The organism is Sorangium sp. So ce726 (genome assembly GCF_051521405.1).
GTDB lineage: Bacteria > Myxococcota_A > Polyangia > Polyangiales > Polyangiaceae > Sorangium.
This window is the reverse complement of the sequence record NZ_CP150349.1, coordinates 13,264,763-13,280,496: the sequence shown is the minus strand read 5'-3', so window position 1 is coordinate 13,280,496 and position 15,734 is coordinate 13,264,763. Positions and strand designations below refer to the sequence as shown.

General features: G+C 69.7%; 9 protein-coding genes. 8 read left to right on the top strand and 1 reads right to left on the bottom strand.

The genetic code is table 11. From position 1 onward, the window contains the following. Window positions 1–80: 80 nt before the first annotated feature. The 3 genes from WME79_RS49515 (at window position 81) to WME79_RS49505 (ending at window position 2,647) form a co-directional block, all read left to right on the top strand. Window positions 81–683, top strand: a complete 603-nt coding sequence (locus tag WME79_RS49515; protein WP_437530211.1) for a hypothetical protein — start codon at window positions 81–83, stop codon at window positions 681–683. A 14-nt stretch (window positions 684–697) separates the two neighbouring features. Next, the gene (gene gcvPB / locus WME79_RS49510; RefSeq protein WP_012241772.1) at window positions 698–2,191 is read left to right on the top strand and encodes an aminomethyl-transferring glycine dehydrogenase subunit GcvPB; all 1,494 of its coding nucleotides are present in this window, start codon (window positions 698–700) and stop codon (window positions 2,189–2,191) included. A gap of 147 nt (window positions 2,192–2,338) precedes the next feature. Beyond that, window positions 2,339–2,647: a hypothetical protein gene (locus tag WME79_RS49505; RefSeq protein ID WP_437296896.1), complete on the top strand. Its 309-nt coding sequence runs from the start codon at window positions 2,339–2,341 to the stop codon at window positions 2,645–2,647. 100 nt (window positions 2,648–2,747) lie between these two features. On the opposite strand, the gene WME79_RS49500 is transcribed toward WME79_RS49505, so the two are convergent. Then, the gene (locus tag WME79_RS49500) at window positions 2,748–6,584 is read right to left on the bottom strand and encodes a serine/threonine-protein kinase (RefSeq protein WP_437530208.1); all 3,837 of its coding nucleotides are present in this window, start codon (window positions 6,582–6,584) and stop codon (window positions 2,748–2,750) included. A gap of 421 nt (window positions 6,585–7,005) precedes the next feature. On the opposite strand from WME79_RS49500, the gene WME79_RS49495 reads away from it, so the two are divergent. The 5 genes from WME79_RS49495 (at window position 7,006) to WME79_RS49475 (ending at window position 15,679) form a co-directional block, all read left to right on the top strand. Then, the gene (locus WME79_RS49495; RefSeq protein ID WP_437530205.1) at window positions 7,006–8,121 is read left to right on the top strand and encodes an ABC transporter ATP-binding protein; all 1,116 of its coding nucleotides are present in this window, start codon (window positions 7,006–7,008) and stop codon (window positions 8,119–8,121) included. Then, window positions 8,114–9,007: an ABC transporter permease gene (locus WME79_RS49490; RefSeq protein ID WP_437530203.1), complete on the top strand. Its 894-nt coding sequence runs from the start codon at window positions 8,114–8,116 to the stop codon at window positions 9,005–9,007. The genes WME79_RS49495 and WME79_RS49490 overlap by 8 nt, the downstream gene beginning before the upstream one ends. Then, on the top strand, window positions 9,004–9,834 hold the full coding sequence (locus WME79_RS49485) for an ABC transporter permease (protein WP_437530200.1): 831 nt from the start codon (window positions 9,004–9,006) through the stop codon (window positions 9,832–9,834). The genes WME79_RS49490 and WME79_RS49485 overlap by 4 nt, the downstream gene beginning before the upstream one ends. A 519-nt stretch (window positions 9,835–10,353) precedes the next feature. Continuing rightward, complete coding sequence (locus WME79_RS49480) at window positions 10,354–13,344, top strand: TonB-dependent receptor domain-containing protein (RefSeq protein ID WP_437530198.1); 2,991 nt, start codon at window positions 10,354–10,356, stop codon at window positions 13,342–13,344. A gap of 823 nt (window positions 13,345–14,167) precedes the next feature. Then, entirely contained in the window at window positions 14,168–15,679 is a 1,512-nt protein-coding gene (locus WME79_RS49475; RefSeq protein ID WP_437530195.1) for a flavin monoamine oxidase family protein, read from the top strand. Window positions 15,680–15,734 lie beyond the last annotated feature (55 nt).

The window sequence follows — 15,734 nt, the reverse complement described above, 5'->3', positions numbered from 1 at the left end:
CCGCGCGCGCCCCCGTGCGACGTCGGAGACGCATGGCGGGGGTATGGGTGCGGGTAGGTGCTGTGCTAGGCTCCGCCGCCATGAACGTATCGCGACGGCTTTGGATTGCTGGCGCCGCATGTGCCCTCCTGATGGGGACGACGGCGCTTGGCTGCAGCTCGAATCCCGCGCCCAAGACGGCCAAGGTGCAAGCCGGTGACATGCCCGAAGGCGGCGACTGGACGGGGGTCTATTACAGCGAGCTCTACGGCTACCTGCACCTCGTGCAGGACAACGACGCCATCGAGGGACGCTGGATCCGTCCCGTCAAGGATCGCTGGGGTGTGCTGCACGGGACGGTGACAGGCGACCTCATCAAATTCACCTGGACCGAGCACACCATCGGCGCGATCGGGCAGAGCGCGACCAAGGAAGGCCGGGGGTACTTCAAGTACCAGCGGCCGGAGGGCGAGAACGTCGACGACCGGCTGGCGGGCGAGATCGGCCGCAACAAGGACGAGGTCGGCGAGCCCTGGGAAGCGGTCAAGCAGCGCAACATGCTCCCGGATCTGAAGTCGATCGGGGGCTCCGGCGCCACGGACATGGGCGGCGGCGACTGGGACAGCGCGAACCAGGAGGAAGGCGCGCCCGAGCCGCCCGCCTCTCCCTCCGACGAAGCACCTGCCGAGCCCCCCGGCCTCTGACATAACAGCCCCCGATGACCCAACCGCAGCCTCGAGGCATTCAGTTCCGCGAACCCCCCATCTTCGAGCGTGGCACGCCGGGCAGGACCGGCGCGTCGCTGCCCCCGCTCGACGTGCCCGAGGTCGAGCCCGCCGCCCACTACGGCGCGCTCGCCCGCAAGGAGCCGGCTGGCCTGCCGGAGGTGAGCGAGCCGGAGGCCTTCCGGCACTTCATCCGGCTCTCGCAGTGGAACTTCTGCATCGACGGGCAGATGTACCCGCTCGGGTCGTGCACGATGAAGTACAACCCGAAGATCAACGAGTGGGCCGCGCGCATCCCCGGATTCGCGAAGCTGCATCCGATGACGCCCGACGAGCTCAGCCAGGGCTCGCTCGAGGTGATGTGGCGCCTGCAGGAGGCGCTCTGCGAGGTCAGCGGGATGGACGGCTGCTCGCTGCAGCCCTCCGCGGGCGCGCAGGGCGAGCTCGCCGGGCTGATGATGATGCGGGCGTTCCACGAGTCGAAGGGGCGCTCGCCGAGGAAGGTGTTCATCCCGGAGAGCGCCCACGGCACGAACCCGGCGAGCTGCGCGCTCAACGGGCTCGTGGCCGTCCGGATCGAGAAGACCGCCGACGGCATCACCCACCCCGAGCAGGTCCTCGCCGCGATCGAGCGCGAGGGGTCGGACGGCGACGTCTGCGGGCTGATGATCACGAACCCGAACACCCTCGGGGCCTACGAGACGCACCTGCCGGCGATCATCAAGCTGATCCACGACAAGGGCGGGCTCGTGTACGGGGACGGCGCGAACACGAACGCGATCATGGGGCACGCGCGCCCGGGCGACGTCGGCATGGACGTCATCCACATCAACCTGCACAAGACGTTCACGACCCCGCACGGCGGCGGCGGCCCCGGATCCGGGCCGGTCTGCTTCAAGAAGCACCTGGAGCCGTTCCAGCCCTCGCCCGTCCTCGTGCGGCGCGGCGACGCCTTCGCGTGGGACCGCGACCGGCCCCAGAGCGTCGGGCGGCTCCGGGCCTTCACGGGCAACTTCGGGATGTTCATCCGGGCGTACACGTACATCCGCGAGATGGGCGGCGACGGCCTCACGGCGGCGAGCAGCCTCGCCGTGCTCAACGCGCGGTACCTGTGGGCCAAGCTGAAGGACCACTACCTCGCGCCGGTCCCGCAGCCGTGCATGCACGAGGTGGTGCTCTCCGACAGCCAGCTGGAGAAGGAGACGGGGGTCAAGACGCTCGACGTCGCCAAGCGGCTGCTCGACTACGGCTTTCACGCGCCCACCGTCTACTTCCCGCTGGTCGTGCCTGGCGCCCTGATGATCGAGCCGACGGAGACGGAGACCCGCGAGACCCTCGACGAGTTCGTGGCCGCGATGCTCAGCATCCTCAAGGAGGCGCAGGAGACGCCGGAGGTCGTGAAGCAGGCGCCCCACGGCACGGTGGTCGGCCGCCTCGACGAGGCCCGCGCCGCGCGCCAGCCGCGCCTGCGATGGTCGAAGGCCTGAGCTCCCCGGAGGAGGCGGCCCGCGGTCGGCCTCCTCCGGCGGGCGGCGCCAGCCGGCCGCGCGCTCCAAATTCGCGAATCTCCGCCAGACGCGACTACAATGAGCGCCGAGGGACCGCAGTGAGGCACCTCACGGGACGAGCGACGCGTGGCCGATACCGTTGAGAACGAAGGCGACATCGAGACGATCAGCCAGACCACCCCGGTCTCGGTCGGAGACACCGTGCGCCTCGTGTTCCGTGCCTACGACGAGGCGACCCCGCCGTTCAACATCAAGATCCGCTCCCCGTCCGGGAAGATCATCATCGAGCGCGTGCTGCGCGATCTGCCCACCGGCAAGCCGCAGAGCGCCTCCCCCGTCGAGTTCAGCGCGTCGTCCCCCGGCGAGTACAAGATCGAGATCAAGCAGCTCTACGGCAAGGCGAAGGGCACGGCCGTCCTGCGCGTGAAGGCCTAGACGTAGCGCACGAAGCTGCACCCCGCTCCAAGAGCGCCCCACGGCACGGGGCTCGCCGCTCTCCCGACCCGGCGCCTCCGTGCCTCGGAGGCGCTCCGCGCTAGCTCGCAAAACCAGGGAGGAGCATTCCTGTCATGCGGTCCGGGTTCACGATGCCCTGCTCGTGCATCCAGCCGTTCGCCGCCTCGACGGCGGCGCGGCCCTCGTCGCCCTTCAGCAGCTCGCCGTGGCGGCGCCGCGCCGCCGCGGCGTAGAGGGCCATGCCGGCGGCCTCGAAGCCGCGCACCGCGTCGGCGAGCAGCTGGACGGCCACCTCCCCCTCGCCGCGGGCCGCGGCGATCGCGGCGCGCACCGCGGCCGCGAGCGGGTCGGCCCAGGGCACGTGCTCCGCGTCGATCTTGCGGGCGGCGCGCGTCGCCTCCTCGTACAGCGGCTCCGCGTCGGCCGGCGTGGACGCGGCGGCGGCGGCCAGCGCGGCGCAGGCCCGGAGGTGGGTGATGATGATGCGCACGGCCTGGATGCGCAGGACGAGCGAGCTCTCGAGGCCCGCCCGCTGCTCCGCGAAGAGGCGGTACGTGGCCTCGCCCTCGCCCCGGTAAAGGCCGATGTGCGCGCGGGCGACGAGATCGAAGTAGCTCTGCAGCTGGAAGCCCGCCTTGGACCAGCTCCGGATGGCGTCCTGCGCCTGGCGCAGCGCGGAGTCGGGATCGTCGCCGACGAGCCAGTAGGCGTTGCTCTGCGAGGAGCGGAGGCTCGTGGCGAGGTAGCGGTCGCCGCGCTCGTCAGCCGCCTGCAGGTACATCGGGACCCGGCGCATGAACTCGCGCGTCTCACCGCCGTACCAGAGCGCCCAGACCGAGAAGGTGTGCGCCCAGCTCCGCTCCCACGTGACGCCGGTGCAGCGCTCGCGAAAGATGGTGTCCGCGCGGTCGAGATCGGCCACGCCCTGCTGCCAGCGGCCGAACAGCGTCGCGGTGACGCCGCCGACGAAGCCGACGAGGCCGAGCGCGTGAGGCCTGCCGATGCGCGCCGCGATCGCGCTCGCCGTCGAGAGCAGGTCGGCGACGCGGGACGCGGACGGGCCGCCGTCGATCGCGAGGTAGGCCGCCTCGAAGGCGAGGGCGCGCGTCACGCGGTACGGCTCGCCCGCCTTGAGCGACAGGAGGAGGTTGCGCGCCTGGAAGTCGGCGCCGCGCGTGGGGTCGACGATGGCGAGCCCCATCGCCGCCGACCAGCAGACGTCGATGCGCATGAGGTCCTCGGGCGAGACCTCGTCGGCGGGGCGCTCGACGAAGTTGAGCCCGCGCAGGCGCACCTGCGCGCGCCGCAGCATCAGCGACGCGACCGCGAGCTCCGGCGTCTTGGGCACCTGCATGCCGACCGCGCCGAGCACCGAGCGCAGGCCCGCCATCCCTGCGTCGACATAGCCGGCGCGGAGCAGGTTCTCCGCGGCCCGGCGGCCGAGATCGATCGCCTCGGACTCCGGGGCGCCGTCGCTCGCGGCCATGTAAGCCTCCGCGGCCTTGGCGCCGCGGCCGGCGCTGCTCAGGGCGTCGCCGAGCTTGGCGAGCACGACCCGCCGCTCCGCCCCGCCAGGCAGGTGGAGGTCGATCGCCATGCGGTAGAGACGCGCCGCGTGGTCGAACGCGAACGCAGCCTCGGCCTGCTCGCCGGCGCGCACGGCGTAGCCGGCGGCGCGCTCGGGGTCCCCGGCGGCTCGCCAGTGCTCGGCCAGCGCCTCGAGCTCCGCGCGCCCCGAGGCCTCCAGCGCCAGCGCGAGCCGGCCGTGCCAGCTGCGCGCCGCCTGCTCGTCGAGCCGGCTCGCCACCGTCTCCCGGATGCGGTTGTGGAACGGCTCGACGAACTCGTCCTGACCCGAGCCGCCGGTCCGCAGGAGGTTCGCCGCGCGCAGGGCCGAGAGCACCCGCGTGAGCTCCCCGAAGTCCGCCGCCATGGCGTGCGCGGCCACCGACGTCAGCACCGGCGCGCCGGCGCACACCGCGAGCTCGAGCAGCTGGCGCGCCCGCGGGTCGAGCCGGCTGATCCGCGCCCAGAGGACGTCGTCGAGGCGCACGGGGCCGCCATCGGTGTCCGGGGACATCATCCGGTGGCGCAGGAGCGCGTCGATGAACAGCGGATGGCCGCCGGCCTCCTGCGCGATCGCCTCGATGCTGAGCGGGCGGCCGACCTGGGCGCCCCGGAGGAGGAGCGCGCAGAGCTCCTGCGCCTCCGCGAGCGACAGGCGGTGGACGATGATGTGCCCGAGCGAGTCGATCGGCACCCCGAGCTGCCGCGAGACGGGCGGCGCGGTCTCCGAGGCGGTCCGCACCGTGGCCACGAGCATCATCGCGCGCGGGCGCGACGGGTCCACCAGCGCGCCCGAGGACACGGGCCCATCGAGGCCGGCGAACGAGCCGGGCCTGCTCGCGGCGATGAAATCGGCCTCGGTCCACGGGCGCATCACCTCCGAGAGCAGCGCGACGCTGTCGGCGTCCGCCCACTGGAGATCGTCGATCGCGAGCACCAGCGGCCGCTCGGCCGCGAGCCGGCCGAGCAGCTCCCGAAGCGCGGCGAAGACGAGCGCGCGGATCTCGGGCGGGTCGATCGCCTTGCGCCGCGCGCGCGCCTCGGTGATCGCCGGGACCGTCCGGAGCACCGGGAACACCGTGCCGAGCAGGCCCGCGTTGGGCGGCAGCAGCGCCTTGACCTGCTCGGGGGCGCGGCGCACGAGGTGCCGGCTCAGCCCGTCGATGAGCTCGTCCACCGCCTTGTAGGGCACCGCCTCGCGCTCGTAGCAGCGCCCCGCGAGGACGAGCGCCTCCTTGTCGATGCGCTCCAGGAACCGGCGAAGGAGCGCGCTCTTGCCGACGCCCGACTCGCCCTCGATGAACCGCGTGACCGCGCGCCCGAGCTTCGCCTCCGCGAACGCGCCCTCGAGCGCGGCGAGCTCGCTGCGCCGGCCGACGAAGCCGATGCGCTGCGAGAGGACGGGCGGCTCCTCGATGAGCTCCTGCACCTGCAGCCGGCGCAGCACGTCGCGCGCCGTCGGCCGGGCGGCCGGGTCGATGCGGAGCATGTCCACGCAGAGCTCGTCGATGTCGGGGGGCATGTCCTCGACGAGCCGGCTCGGCGGCGGAGGCTCCGCTCGCCGCATCATGTCGAGCGCCGCCTTGGGCGCCGTCTGGAACGGGTAGACGCCGGTCAGCGCGAGGTAAAGCATGACCCCGACACTGTAGATGTCCGCCTCAGGCCCGGCCGCCTTGGCCTCGGCCTGCTCGGGCGCCATGTAATGGAGCGTTCCGACGATGGCCTGCTCGCGCCCTGTGCCGCTCGCGTCGGCGACGAAGCCGAAGTCGAGGAGGACCACCCGCTCTTCCGCGGTGACGAGCACGTTGGAAGGCTTGATATCGCGGTGAACCTTGTAAGCCGCATGCACCGCCGCGAGCCCCTGGGAGAGCTGCGCCAGGGCCGAGCGGAGGCGGGCCTCGTGGAAGGGGCGCTTGATCCGGGGCTGTGGCTCCGAGGCAGGGCCCTGCACAGCAGGCCACATGGGGCTCGACGGCAGGGTGGAGCGGCGCCCGCCGCCCGCGGGCTCGCCCCTCGGCCCGGCGTCGCCCTCCTCGTGGAGCCGCACGTGGACCACGAAGTCGACGCCGCGGATGAGCTCCATCGTGAAGAAGAGCTGCCCTTCTTCCTCGTGAAGCTCGCCGAGGCTGACCAGGTTCGGGTGCTGGATGTCCTGGAGCGCGCGGAACTCGTTCTTGAACCGGAGGCGCGCGTCGGCGCTCAGATTCCGGAGGATCTTGAGCGCGACCCGGCCCTTCCGCTCGCGATCGAAGGCCTCGTAGACAACCCCCATCCCGCCGCGGCCCACGACGCGAACGACCTGGAAGCGACGCGTGCCTCCAAACTCGGGTCTCGCGTTCCTCAGGCCCATGCGTGGGACCAAGAAATCACCGGCGCCGAGCGGTGGCAAGCGGTGCGTGGAGAGCGCGTGGGGAGCGCGTTGGGAACGCATGGCGAACGCGTGGGGAGCGCGCTCCGAACGCACGGCGAAGCGCGCCCGAGCGCGCAGGGGAAGCGCGCTCCGAAGGCATTGGGCGCGCTCCAGCGACGCGCGAGCCCTGCGCGGCGCTGGAGCGCGCCGCGAGCAGGATCGGCAGAAAGGTGGCACGCCCAGGGGAAGGGCGGTAGCGTACGCCGCCTGCGAGCGAAAAGAGCCCGGCCGGGCGCGCGCCGCTCAGCCGGTCAGCCCGGCGCGCACCCAGTTGACAACGGGAGGGCATCATGGTCTGCGTAGTACGCTCCGAGGCTTCGGAAGCGGTTCGGAAAGCGCCACGCGCAAAGGGTTTGCTGGGGTGATCCAGAGGTTGAGAGACTTCTTCTCGTCGTCGGGGCAGCGCAGCATGGCGCCCCTGACCGAGAGCGCGGCCGAACGCAACCCGGGATGCAGCCTCGTTGTAGAGAACGTCAGCAAGAGCTTCGGTAAGACACAGATACTGAACGACGTGTCGTTCACGGCCGAGGCCGGCGAGTTCGTCACGCTCCTCGGGCCTTCCGGCTGCGGCAAGACGACGCTGCTCCGCATCATCGCGGGGCTCGATCGCGCCGATCGGGGGCACATCCTGCTCGCGGGCAGGCCGGTTGACCACCTGCCGGCGAACCGCAGGCCGGTGAACACCGTGTTCCAGAACTACGCGCTGTTCCCGCATCTGACCGTGTTCGAGAACGTGGCCTTCGGCCTGAGGTCGCGCAGCTTCCCTGATCCCGAGGTGCGCGAGCGCGTGCGTTCGAGCCTCTCGATGCTGAAGCTCGATGACCTCGCGGAGCGGTATCCGCACCAGATCTCGGGCGGTCAGAAGCAGCGAGTCGCGCTCGCGCGCGCGGTCGTCAACGAGCCTGAGGTGCTGCTGCTCGACGAGCCGATGTCGGCGCTCGACGCGAAGCTGCGCGCCGAGGTCCAGCTCGACCTGCGCCGGCTCCAGCGCGCGCTCGGGAAGACGTTCGTGCTCGTCACGCACGATCAGGACGAGGCGATGACCGTCTCGGACCGCATCGTGCTGATGAACAAGGGCCGCATCGAGCAGCAAGGGGCGACGGCCGAGGTGTACGAGCGGCCGCAGAGCCGCTTCGCCGCCGAGTTCTTCGGCGCGGCCAACCTCATCTCCGCGCAGCGCGTCGGCGCCACGCTCGTCTTCACGACGGTGGGCGCGCTGAGGGTGCAGAGCAAGCCTCAGTGGGAGTACGGCACGCTCGCGATCCACCCCGAGTGGATCGAGCTCTGCGAGAACGAGCCGGCGGAGAACGGCGTGCGCGGCGTGGTGAAGGAGAGCTTCTACCGCGGCGATCACGTGGAGCTCATCATCGAGCCCGGGCCGCTGCGCGTGCAGCTCAGCCCCCGCTCGCGGCTCAAGCCCGGCTCCTCGGTCTGGCTCGCGCTGCCCGCCGAGCGGCTCGAGGTGCTCAGTGACTGAGCCCACGGTCTGGTATGGCCAGCTGACGACGCGGCGCAGGCTCCTCGCGCGGGGCTCCCTGTTCATCGCGGGCGGCGTCTCCTGGCTGTCCGTGTTCCTCCTGTTGCCGAGCCTGGCGCTCCTCGTCGTGTCGTTCCTCAAGCGCGACGCGGACGGCGCCCTGATCTGGGAGCTGTCGTTCGAGTCGTTCGAGCGCATCTTCGGCTCCGCGTCCGGCGAGAATGCGCGCATCCTCATCAGGAGCATCGTCCTCGCGCTGGTCGTGACGACCGCCTCCGTGATGCTCGCGTATCCGATGGCCTTCTTCATCGCTCGCGGCTCGCGGCGCCGGCGGTTCTTCTGGCTCGCGCTCATCATCGTCCCGCTCTGCACGAACCTCGTGATCCGCACGTTCAGCTGGAAGCTCCTCCTGTCGGCGCAGCTCCTGCCTGCCAAGCTCGCCGCCTGGCTCGGCTGGATCGACCCCGGCCGCGACGTCTATCCCAGCTGGACAGCGGTCACGATCGGCCTCGTCGCGGCCTCCCTCCCGTTCGCGGTGGTCCCCCTCTACACGAGCATCGATCGTCTCGACTGGTCGCTCGTCGAGGCCGCGCAGGACCTCTATGCGTCGCGGCTACGCATCTTCCTTGCGGCGATCCTGCCGCAGACTCTCCCCGGCCTCAGCGTTGCAGTCCTCCTGACGTACGTCCCTGCGATGAGCGTCTTCGTGGTGAGCGACATGCTGGGCGGCGCGAAGCACTGGCTGATTGGGAATCTGATCCAGCACCAGTTCGGCCCGGGGCGGAACATCCCTTACGGCGCGGCGCTCAGCCTGGTGCTCATCGTTCTGACGCTGGGCGGAGTGTCCCTCTACCGCCGGAATGGGCGCTCCGTGGAGATCCTGTGAAGCTCGGCCGGGGCCTCTGGCGCGCGCTGACGACGATCGCCGCCTTCTTCGGCTTCGCGCTCCTCTACCTGCCGCTCTTCGCGGTCGCCGTCTACTCGTTCAACGCCGCGGAGCGGGGCCTGATCTGGACCGGCTTCTCGGTCCGCTGGTACCTCGATCTCTTCGCCGATCCCGAGACCAACCGGCGTGCCATGGAGATCCGCGAGGTCGCCGTGAACACCCTGGTGCTCGGCAGCGCCTCCACGCTCATCGCGACGGTCCTCGGGACGCTGCTCGCGCTGGGGATGCACTTTCCGTGGCCGAGCTCCGTGAGTCGCGTGCTCGAGTCGATCGTGGACATCCCGGCGGTCGCTCCCGACATCACGTTCGCGGCGGTGCTGGTCATGGCGTTCAACGTGCTCCGCCGCGTGGTGGACCATTGGTTCGAGCCCAGCATGACGACGATGATCATCGGTCATGTGACGTTCGAGATCGCGTTCGTGACGCTCATCGTCCGCAGTCGGCTCATCGCCATCGGGCCGACGCTGAGCGAGGCCGCGATGGACCTCTATGCGTCGCCCTGGATCCACTTCCGGAGGGTCACGCTCCCCCTCCTGTGGCCGGCGATCGTGGGGGGCGCCATGCTGGCGTTCACGCTGTCGCTCAACGACTTCGTGATCAGCTTCTTCACGTCCGGCCCACGCTCGGTCACGCTCCCGCTCTACGTCTACCAATCTCAGATGCGAGGCGTGCGGACCGACCTGTTCGCGATTTCAACGCTCCTCCTGATCGGCGTGGCCGTGTCCATCATCATGCTGGAACGGCTGACCCGCTGGAGGCACAATTGAGCCGCCTGCCCGGGCTCGCGGCGGAGGCGGCGGAGGCGGCGGAGATCAACGCGCCGGGCGCCGGACGGCTAAGGGGCTCGCGCGCGCCGCGCGGAGCCCGGCGGACTCCTGCGCGTAAGCGCAGCGATGCACAGCCCTTGTTCACCTTGGCGCTGGGCCTGACCAGCGCCTGAGCAGCGCGACCTCGCTCGGGCTCGCGCGCAGCTCGGCCCCGGGGCGCCGAGCTCGAACGCTTGCCCGACGGCGCCTCCTGCGGGGTACCGGGCCCAGACCGCGCGCCGCCCAGGGTTCGCTCACTCTGTCATGCGCTCCGCGCAGGGCGCCTACACAGCGGCGTCCACGCGGGCGTGAGGTCCTCGGCCGTCTGTGCGAACAGGTTGGATCGGCTGACGGCTTACGGTAAGCTGACCCGGCAATGCGGCTGTTTCGTCCCAAGCTCGCCGGGTTTTTGCGTGACGGCTGGACCCGGCGGACGGCGCTTTGCGCTCCACTTCGACCGTTGGGAATCGAGATCGAAAGATGAGCTTTCGTCGCTCCGCACTCCTACTCATACTCGTAGCACTCCTCACATTCTCCGGTCGGCCTGCCTGGGCGGACGATCTGGCCGATGAGGCCGATCTGCACTTCAGGATCGCCACGGAGCGCTACTCGGCGCGTGACTACCGAGGCGCCCTGGAGCACTTCCTGGTGTCGAACCGGCTCGTCCCGAACCGAAACGTCATCTTCAACATCGCCCGAACTTACGAGGCGCTCCAGGAGTACCCAGACGCATTTCGCTACTACGTTCAGGCGCTCGATCTCGAGCCCAACGCCGCGCGCAGGCCGGCGATCGAGGAGGCGCTCGCGCGCATCCGACCCAACGTCGCCGTCATCAACGTGACGACGGACCCGCCGGGAGCGACGGTGTACATCAACCGCCGCGATCTCGGCGGCCGCGGCAACACGCCCCGCCTCCTCGGCTTCCAGCCCGGCAAGCACAAGATCATCGTCGACCTCGAGGGGTATGAGCCGGCGGAGGTCGAGAACGTCGAGGCGAAGATCGGCGAGCAAACGAACGTCGCGGTCAAGCTGAAGCGCATCGTCGGGACGGTGCGCGTGGTCGGTGAGATGGCGGGCACGACGGTGCGGGTCAACGACGCGAGCGGCCCCCCGGCGTGCACCGCGCCGTGCGATCTCACGCTGCCTCCTGGCCGGCATCGCCTCTACCTCTCGCAGGAGGGGTATCAGCCGTCGGAGCAGGACGTGAATGTGGCGGCCGCGAGCACGGTGACCGCGCGTTACCGGCTCAACCCGCTCACCGGCAGCCTCGTCGTCAACGCGGATGAGCGCGACGCGCTCGTCGAGGTCGACGGAAAGCCGATGGGCTTCACGCCCGCGGTCCTCAACGTGCAAAGCGGCCAGCGCCGCGTGCGCGTCTCGCTGCGAGGCTTCCGCCCGGTCGAGCAGTCAGCCAACGTGATGGCCGGACAGCAGACCCGAATCGACATCTCCCTCCGGCAGCTCGAGGAGGTCGAGGCCGCGTCGCGTACGGCAGAGGCCGTCGAGGACGCGCCCGGCTCGGTTACCATCATCTCGGGCCAGGAGCTCCGCGCGATGGGGTATCCGACCGTCGCGGAGGCCTTGAGGGGCATGCGCGGCGTCTACACGACGTACGACGGCACCTACTCCTGGGTTGGCATCCGCGGGATCAGCATCCCCGGCGACTACAGCAACCGCGTGCTCGTGCTCCTCAACGGACACTCGATCAACGACACGTGGGACGGTCTGGCCTTCGCCGATCAATCGGCGCGCACCGACCTGGAGGACGTCGAGCGGATCGAGGTCGTCCGTGGCCCGGGCTCGCTGCTCTACGGTACGGGCGCGTTCGTCGGCGTCATCAACATCGTGACCAAGGGCCGCCCGACGTCGTTCGGCGCGGGCGTCGGGGTGGGCGCGGCGCAGCACGGCTTCATCCGGGGCCGCGGCCAGGTGCAGGTGCCCTTCGGGCGCGACTCCGGCATGTGGCTGTCGGTCGCCGGCGGCCACGGCCAAGGGCGAGACTACTTCCTGCCGATCCCGGAGGGACTCGAGACCAAGTGGAAGGACGGGGATCCCAACTCCCGCGGCGCGGACCACTTCAATGTCGGGACGGTCCAGGGGCGGCTCTGGTACAAGTCCCTCTCGGCGCAGCTGTCCTACAACGAGCGCAAGAAGTCGCTCCCGACCGGCGCCAACTTCACCATGGTCGGCGACGACAGGACGTTCTACCGCGACAGGCGCGGGTTCGCCGAGCTCACGTTCTCGCCGCGGTTCTCCGATAGCTTCTCGATGACGACCCGCGTGGCCGTCGACATGCAGCTCTACGATGACACGCTGTGGCTGTTCGCCGACGGTGCCGGCACGACCCATGACGTCGAGAAGTACCAGGACACCTGGCTGCTCGCCGATCAGCGATTCGAGGTCTCACCGCTCCGCGAGCTGAAGGTCACCGTCGGTGCCGAGGGGCAGATACACATGCTCGGCAGGCAACGCATCGAGGAGAGGGATTGCGCCGGTGATATCTGCACCGATGAGCTTGTCCTGCCCGTGGGCGGCCTCGACCCCAACGACGAGGATCTGTTCGACTCGCACCCTTACCAGATCCTCGCCGGCTACGGCGTTGTCGACTTCGTCCCCTCCGACCGCGTCCGCGTCTCCGCGGGTGCTCGTATCGATTACTACAACTACGGCAAGGACAACCTCAGCTTCAACTCCGGGATCAGCCCGCGTATCGCGCTCGTCGTCAAGCCCTACGAAGGGGGCAACCTGAAGGTCACCGGTGGCCGCGCGTTCCGCGCTCCGCCCATCTACGAGCTCTTCCTGCAGGTGCCCTCGAGCTTCTTTGCACCGGGCTTCAATCCGCTCGAGCCGGAGGAAGAGCAGATCGGTCCCGAGAGCGTGCTCTCGGGAGAGGTCGAGTTCACGCACCGGCTCTCGTCCACGCTCTCCCTGCTCGGCGCGGGGTACGTGAACTACATGACCGACATGATCGCGCAGACCGGCTCGTTCACGGCAGACGACAAGGGTAGGTACGACAACACCAAGGATCCGATCCTCGTGCTGGGCGCGGAGGCCGAGCTGCGCCGCGAGTGGCGCCAGGGCTGGATGGCCTCTGTCTCCTACTCCTATTCACGGGCGCGGTACCTCAGGGAAGGAGACGTCGAGGAAGTGCTCACGAAGGTGCCCAACTCTCCGGAGCACATGGCCGCCGTCAAGGGGACCGTGCCGCTGTTCGGAAAGGCCCTGATGCTGTCGACGCGCCTCACCGTCGAGTCGCCGCGCCTCGACAAGACCCTGGAAGAGACCGACCCCGCGGTGATCTGGGACGTCGTCCTCTCCGGCCAGGCGGACGTGGCCGGCCTCCGCTACAACATGGGCGTCTACAACGTCGCCGACTGGGAGTACGAGGCCCCCATCTCGCCCCAGTTCACGGCGACCAGGATGCCGCAGGCAGGCCGCACCTTCCTCCTCTCTGCCAACCTGAACTTCTGATCATCGCGCGGCCGACCTGGCCGCGCGCTCTCCACCTCACGGCCATCACCTCTCGGCGCTCCGCCCCCGCGCCGCCCTGCTCGACCGCAGCGCAGGGCGGCCAGCGCAGCGCGTAGCCTCGCGCCTCGCGGGCCATCGGGCGGCGTCGTCTCGGCGGACTCATCCATTCCAGGCGTGGTGCAAGCCACACGTGCGGCACCGTTCCACTCTGGCAGGAGTTGCCCCGCTGCACGCGGTTCGCGCCACGCGCGAATTCAGCGTCTCGCGTGAACTCAGCGCCTGGACCGCCCTCGCGCGTTATGCAGCGCTCTCGGGCGCTTCCTTGCCAGGTGCAAATCGTGCGCCGAGGCGCAAATCACGCATGATCATCCGCATTCCGCGATCGAGGCGCGATGGTATGGATCGGTGCGCTCGCCTCACGCCGCCGTAGGAAACGCGGCGTTCTGACGATGCTCGGCGACGTAACCGAAACCGAGTAACCACATCATCGGACCCGCACCTCTTGTGACAATCGGCGCGGTCATGATTTTGCTTGAAAGCAAAACATCGCTTGTCCATCATGGTCACTCGTGAATTTCCGCTCCTCGACCTCGGATCACGCGACCCACGGCGCGCGCGGTCCGGAGCGACGGCGGAACGACGGGCGCGCCGCTCGGCGGATCGCGCCGCGAATAGGAGCGACCAGGAGAGCGATGGGCGCCGATTTTCGCGCCGAGCCGTAGGCCACGAGACGAGCGCGCGTTGGGTATGCCGCCCGTGGCGCGCCGTCTTGACGGTGTTTTTGCCAACCTGACGATTGTCAGCCATCCCGAGCAAGAGGTCCATGCTGCCCGACCGCCCGATCGATGTCCCCGAACAGTCGTTCGCTTCCGTCTACGACCGGCGTCGCCTCGCGGCCGCAGGGGAGATGTTGCCACAGCTGTGGGACACCCTACCTGAGTGGCCGAGCGTCGGCGGCGGGCGCCGTGTCATCGTGCTCGGCGGCGGGATTTCGGGGCTGTGCACCGCATGGTCGCTGCGGAAGGCCGGCTTCGACCCGATCATCCTCGAGCGGAATGACCGTGTAGGCGGTCGCTTCTACACGCTCCGGAACCACTTCGGCGACCAGTACGCCGAGCTCGGCGTCACCCGGATCGCCGACACCCACGTCCTCACGCTCGCCTATGCGCGCCACTTCGGGCTGGAGATCCTGGAGTACCCGCTCGATGCGACGCAGCTGTACTACGTCATGGGCAGTCGCTTCCTGAGCACCTCGCGAGGCAAAGCGCACTATCCTGCTGACTTTCCGCTCACTCCAGAAGAGCGGGACATCGACGCGGAGTCGCTCAACCTGCAGCTCGCGGCGAAGGCGTTCTCGGTGATCGGAGACCCGCGGGACGCGCAGTGGCCACCGGCCACTGTCCGCAAGGACTTCTCGGGCGAGACGTTCTACCGCAGCCTGGATCGGACCGGGGCTTCGTTCGCCGCGAGGGAGATCTGCCGGGCGTACGAGGGAACGGAGATCGAGATGTTCAGCGGCCTCGCCTGGTCCGCGAACCAGAGGCTCGACGCCAAGTGGTTCCACACGTACGCGATCGCCGGCGGGAACGACCGCCTGACCACCGCGTTCGCTGACGATCTCGGCGATCGCATCCTCAAGGGGGCCCATGTTCAGCGGGTGATCTCCCGCGAGGACGGAGTGTCCGTCGAGTTCCTCAGGAACGGGGACCCCGAGACGATCGAGGGCGACTTCGTGGTGTGCGCGCTCCCCCACCGCATCCTGCTCGAGGTCGCGTTCGACCCGCCGCTCTCCGGCCCCAAGCACCGCGCTGCGTCGGAGATCCCGATGTTCACCGTCACCCGCCTCAACTTCCAGTTCTCGCACCGGTTCTGGGCGGATGAGGGCATCATCGGGTTGCTCGCGGCATGCACGACCACGCCCATCGAGCGTCTGTGGGACCTGACCTCGCTCCAGGCGGGCACCTCGGGCATCCTCACGGCGTACGTGCAGGACCGCAACGCCGCGGCGCTCGACGAGCTGCCCACCGCGGCCGATCGCATCGAGTTCGGGCTCAAGACGATGGAGTCGTTCTTCCCGAACGCCCGGCAGTACTTCCAGAAGGGGCTGTCGTTCTCGTGGCACCACCAGCCGTACACGCGAGGCGGCTGGCCCGCGTACCGGCCTGATCAGACCGACCTGATCGCGGATCTCCAGCGCGGTGAGGGGCGCGTCGTCTTCGCCGGCGATCACACGTGTCTCTACACGGGCTGGGCGCAGGGTGCCCTCGAGTCGGCGCACTTCGCCACGGCCGAGGTGATCGCGGCATCGCGCGGGTTGATCGAGCCGACCACCTGAGCGAGCTCGCCAGGCGCCTCCCCGGCGCGACGTTCGCGACTCCCCTCGGACGCAC

Coding starts and splice junctions, on each gene's coding strand:
- gcvPB (WP_012241772.1), top strand. CDS start 698: ATGACCCAACCGCAGCCTCGAGGCATTCAGTTCCGCGAACCCCCCATC.
- WME79_RS49515 (WP_437530211.1), top strand. CDS start 81: ATGAACGTATCGCGACGGCTTTGGATTGCTGGCGCCGCATGTGCCCTC.
- WME79_RS49500 (WP_437530208.1), bottom strand. CDS start 6,584: ATGGGCCTGAGGAACGCGAGACCCGAGTTTGGAGGCACGCGTCGCTTC.
- WME79_RS49475 (WP_437530195.1), top strand. CDS start 14,168: ATGCTGCCCGACCGCCCGATCGATGTCCCCGAACAGTCGTTCGCTTCC.
- WME79_RS49480 (WP_437530198.1), top strand. CDS start 10,354: ATGAGCTTTCGTCGCTCCGCACTCCTACTCATACTCGTAGCACTCCTC.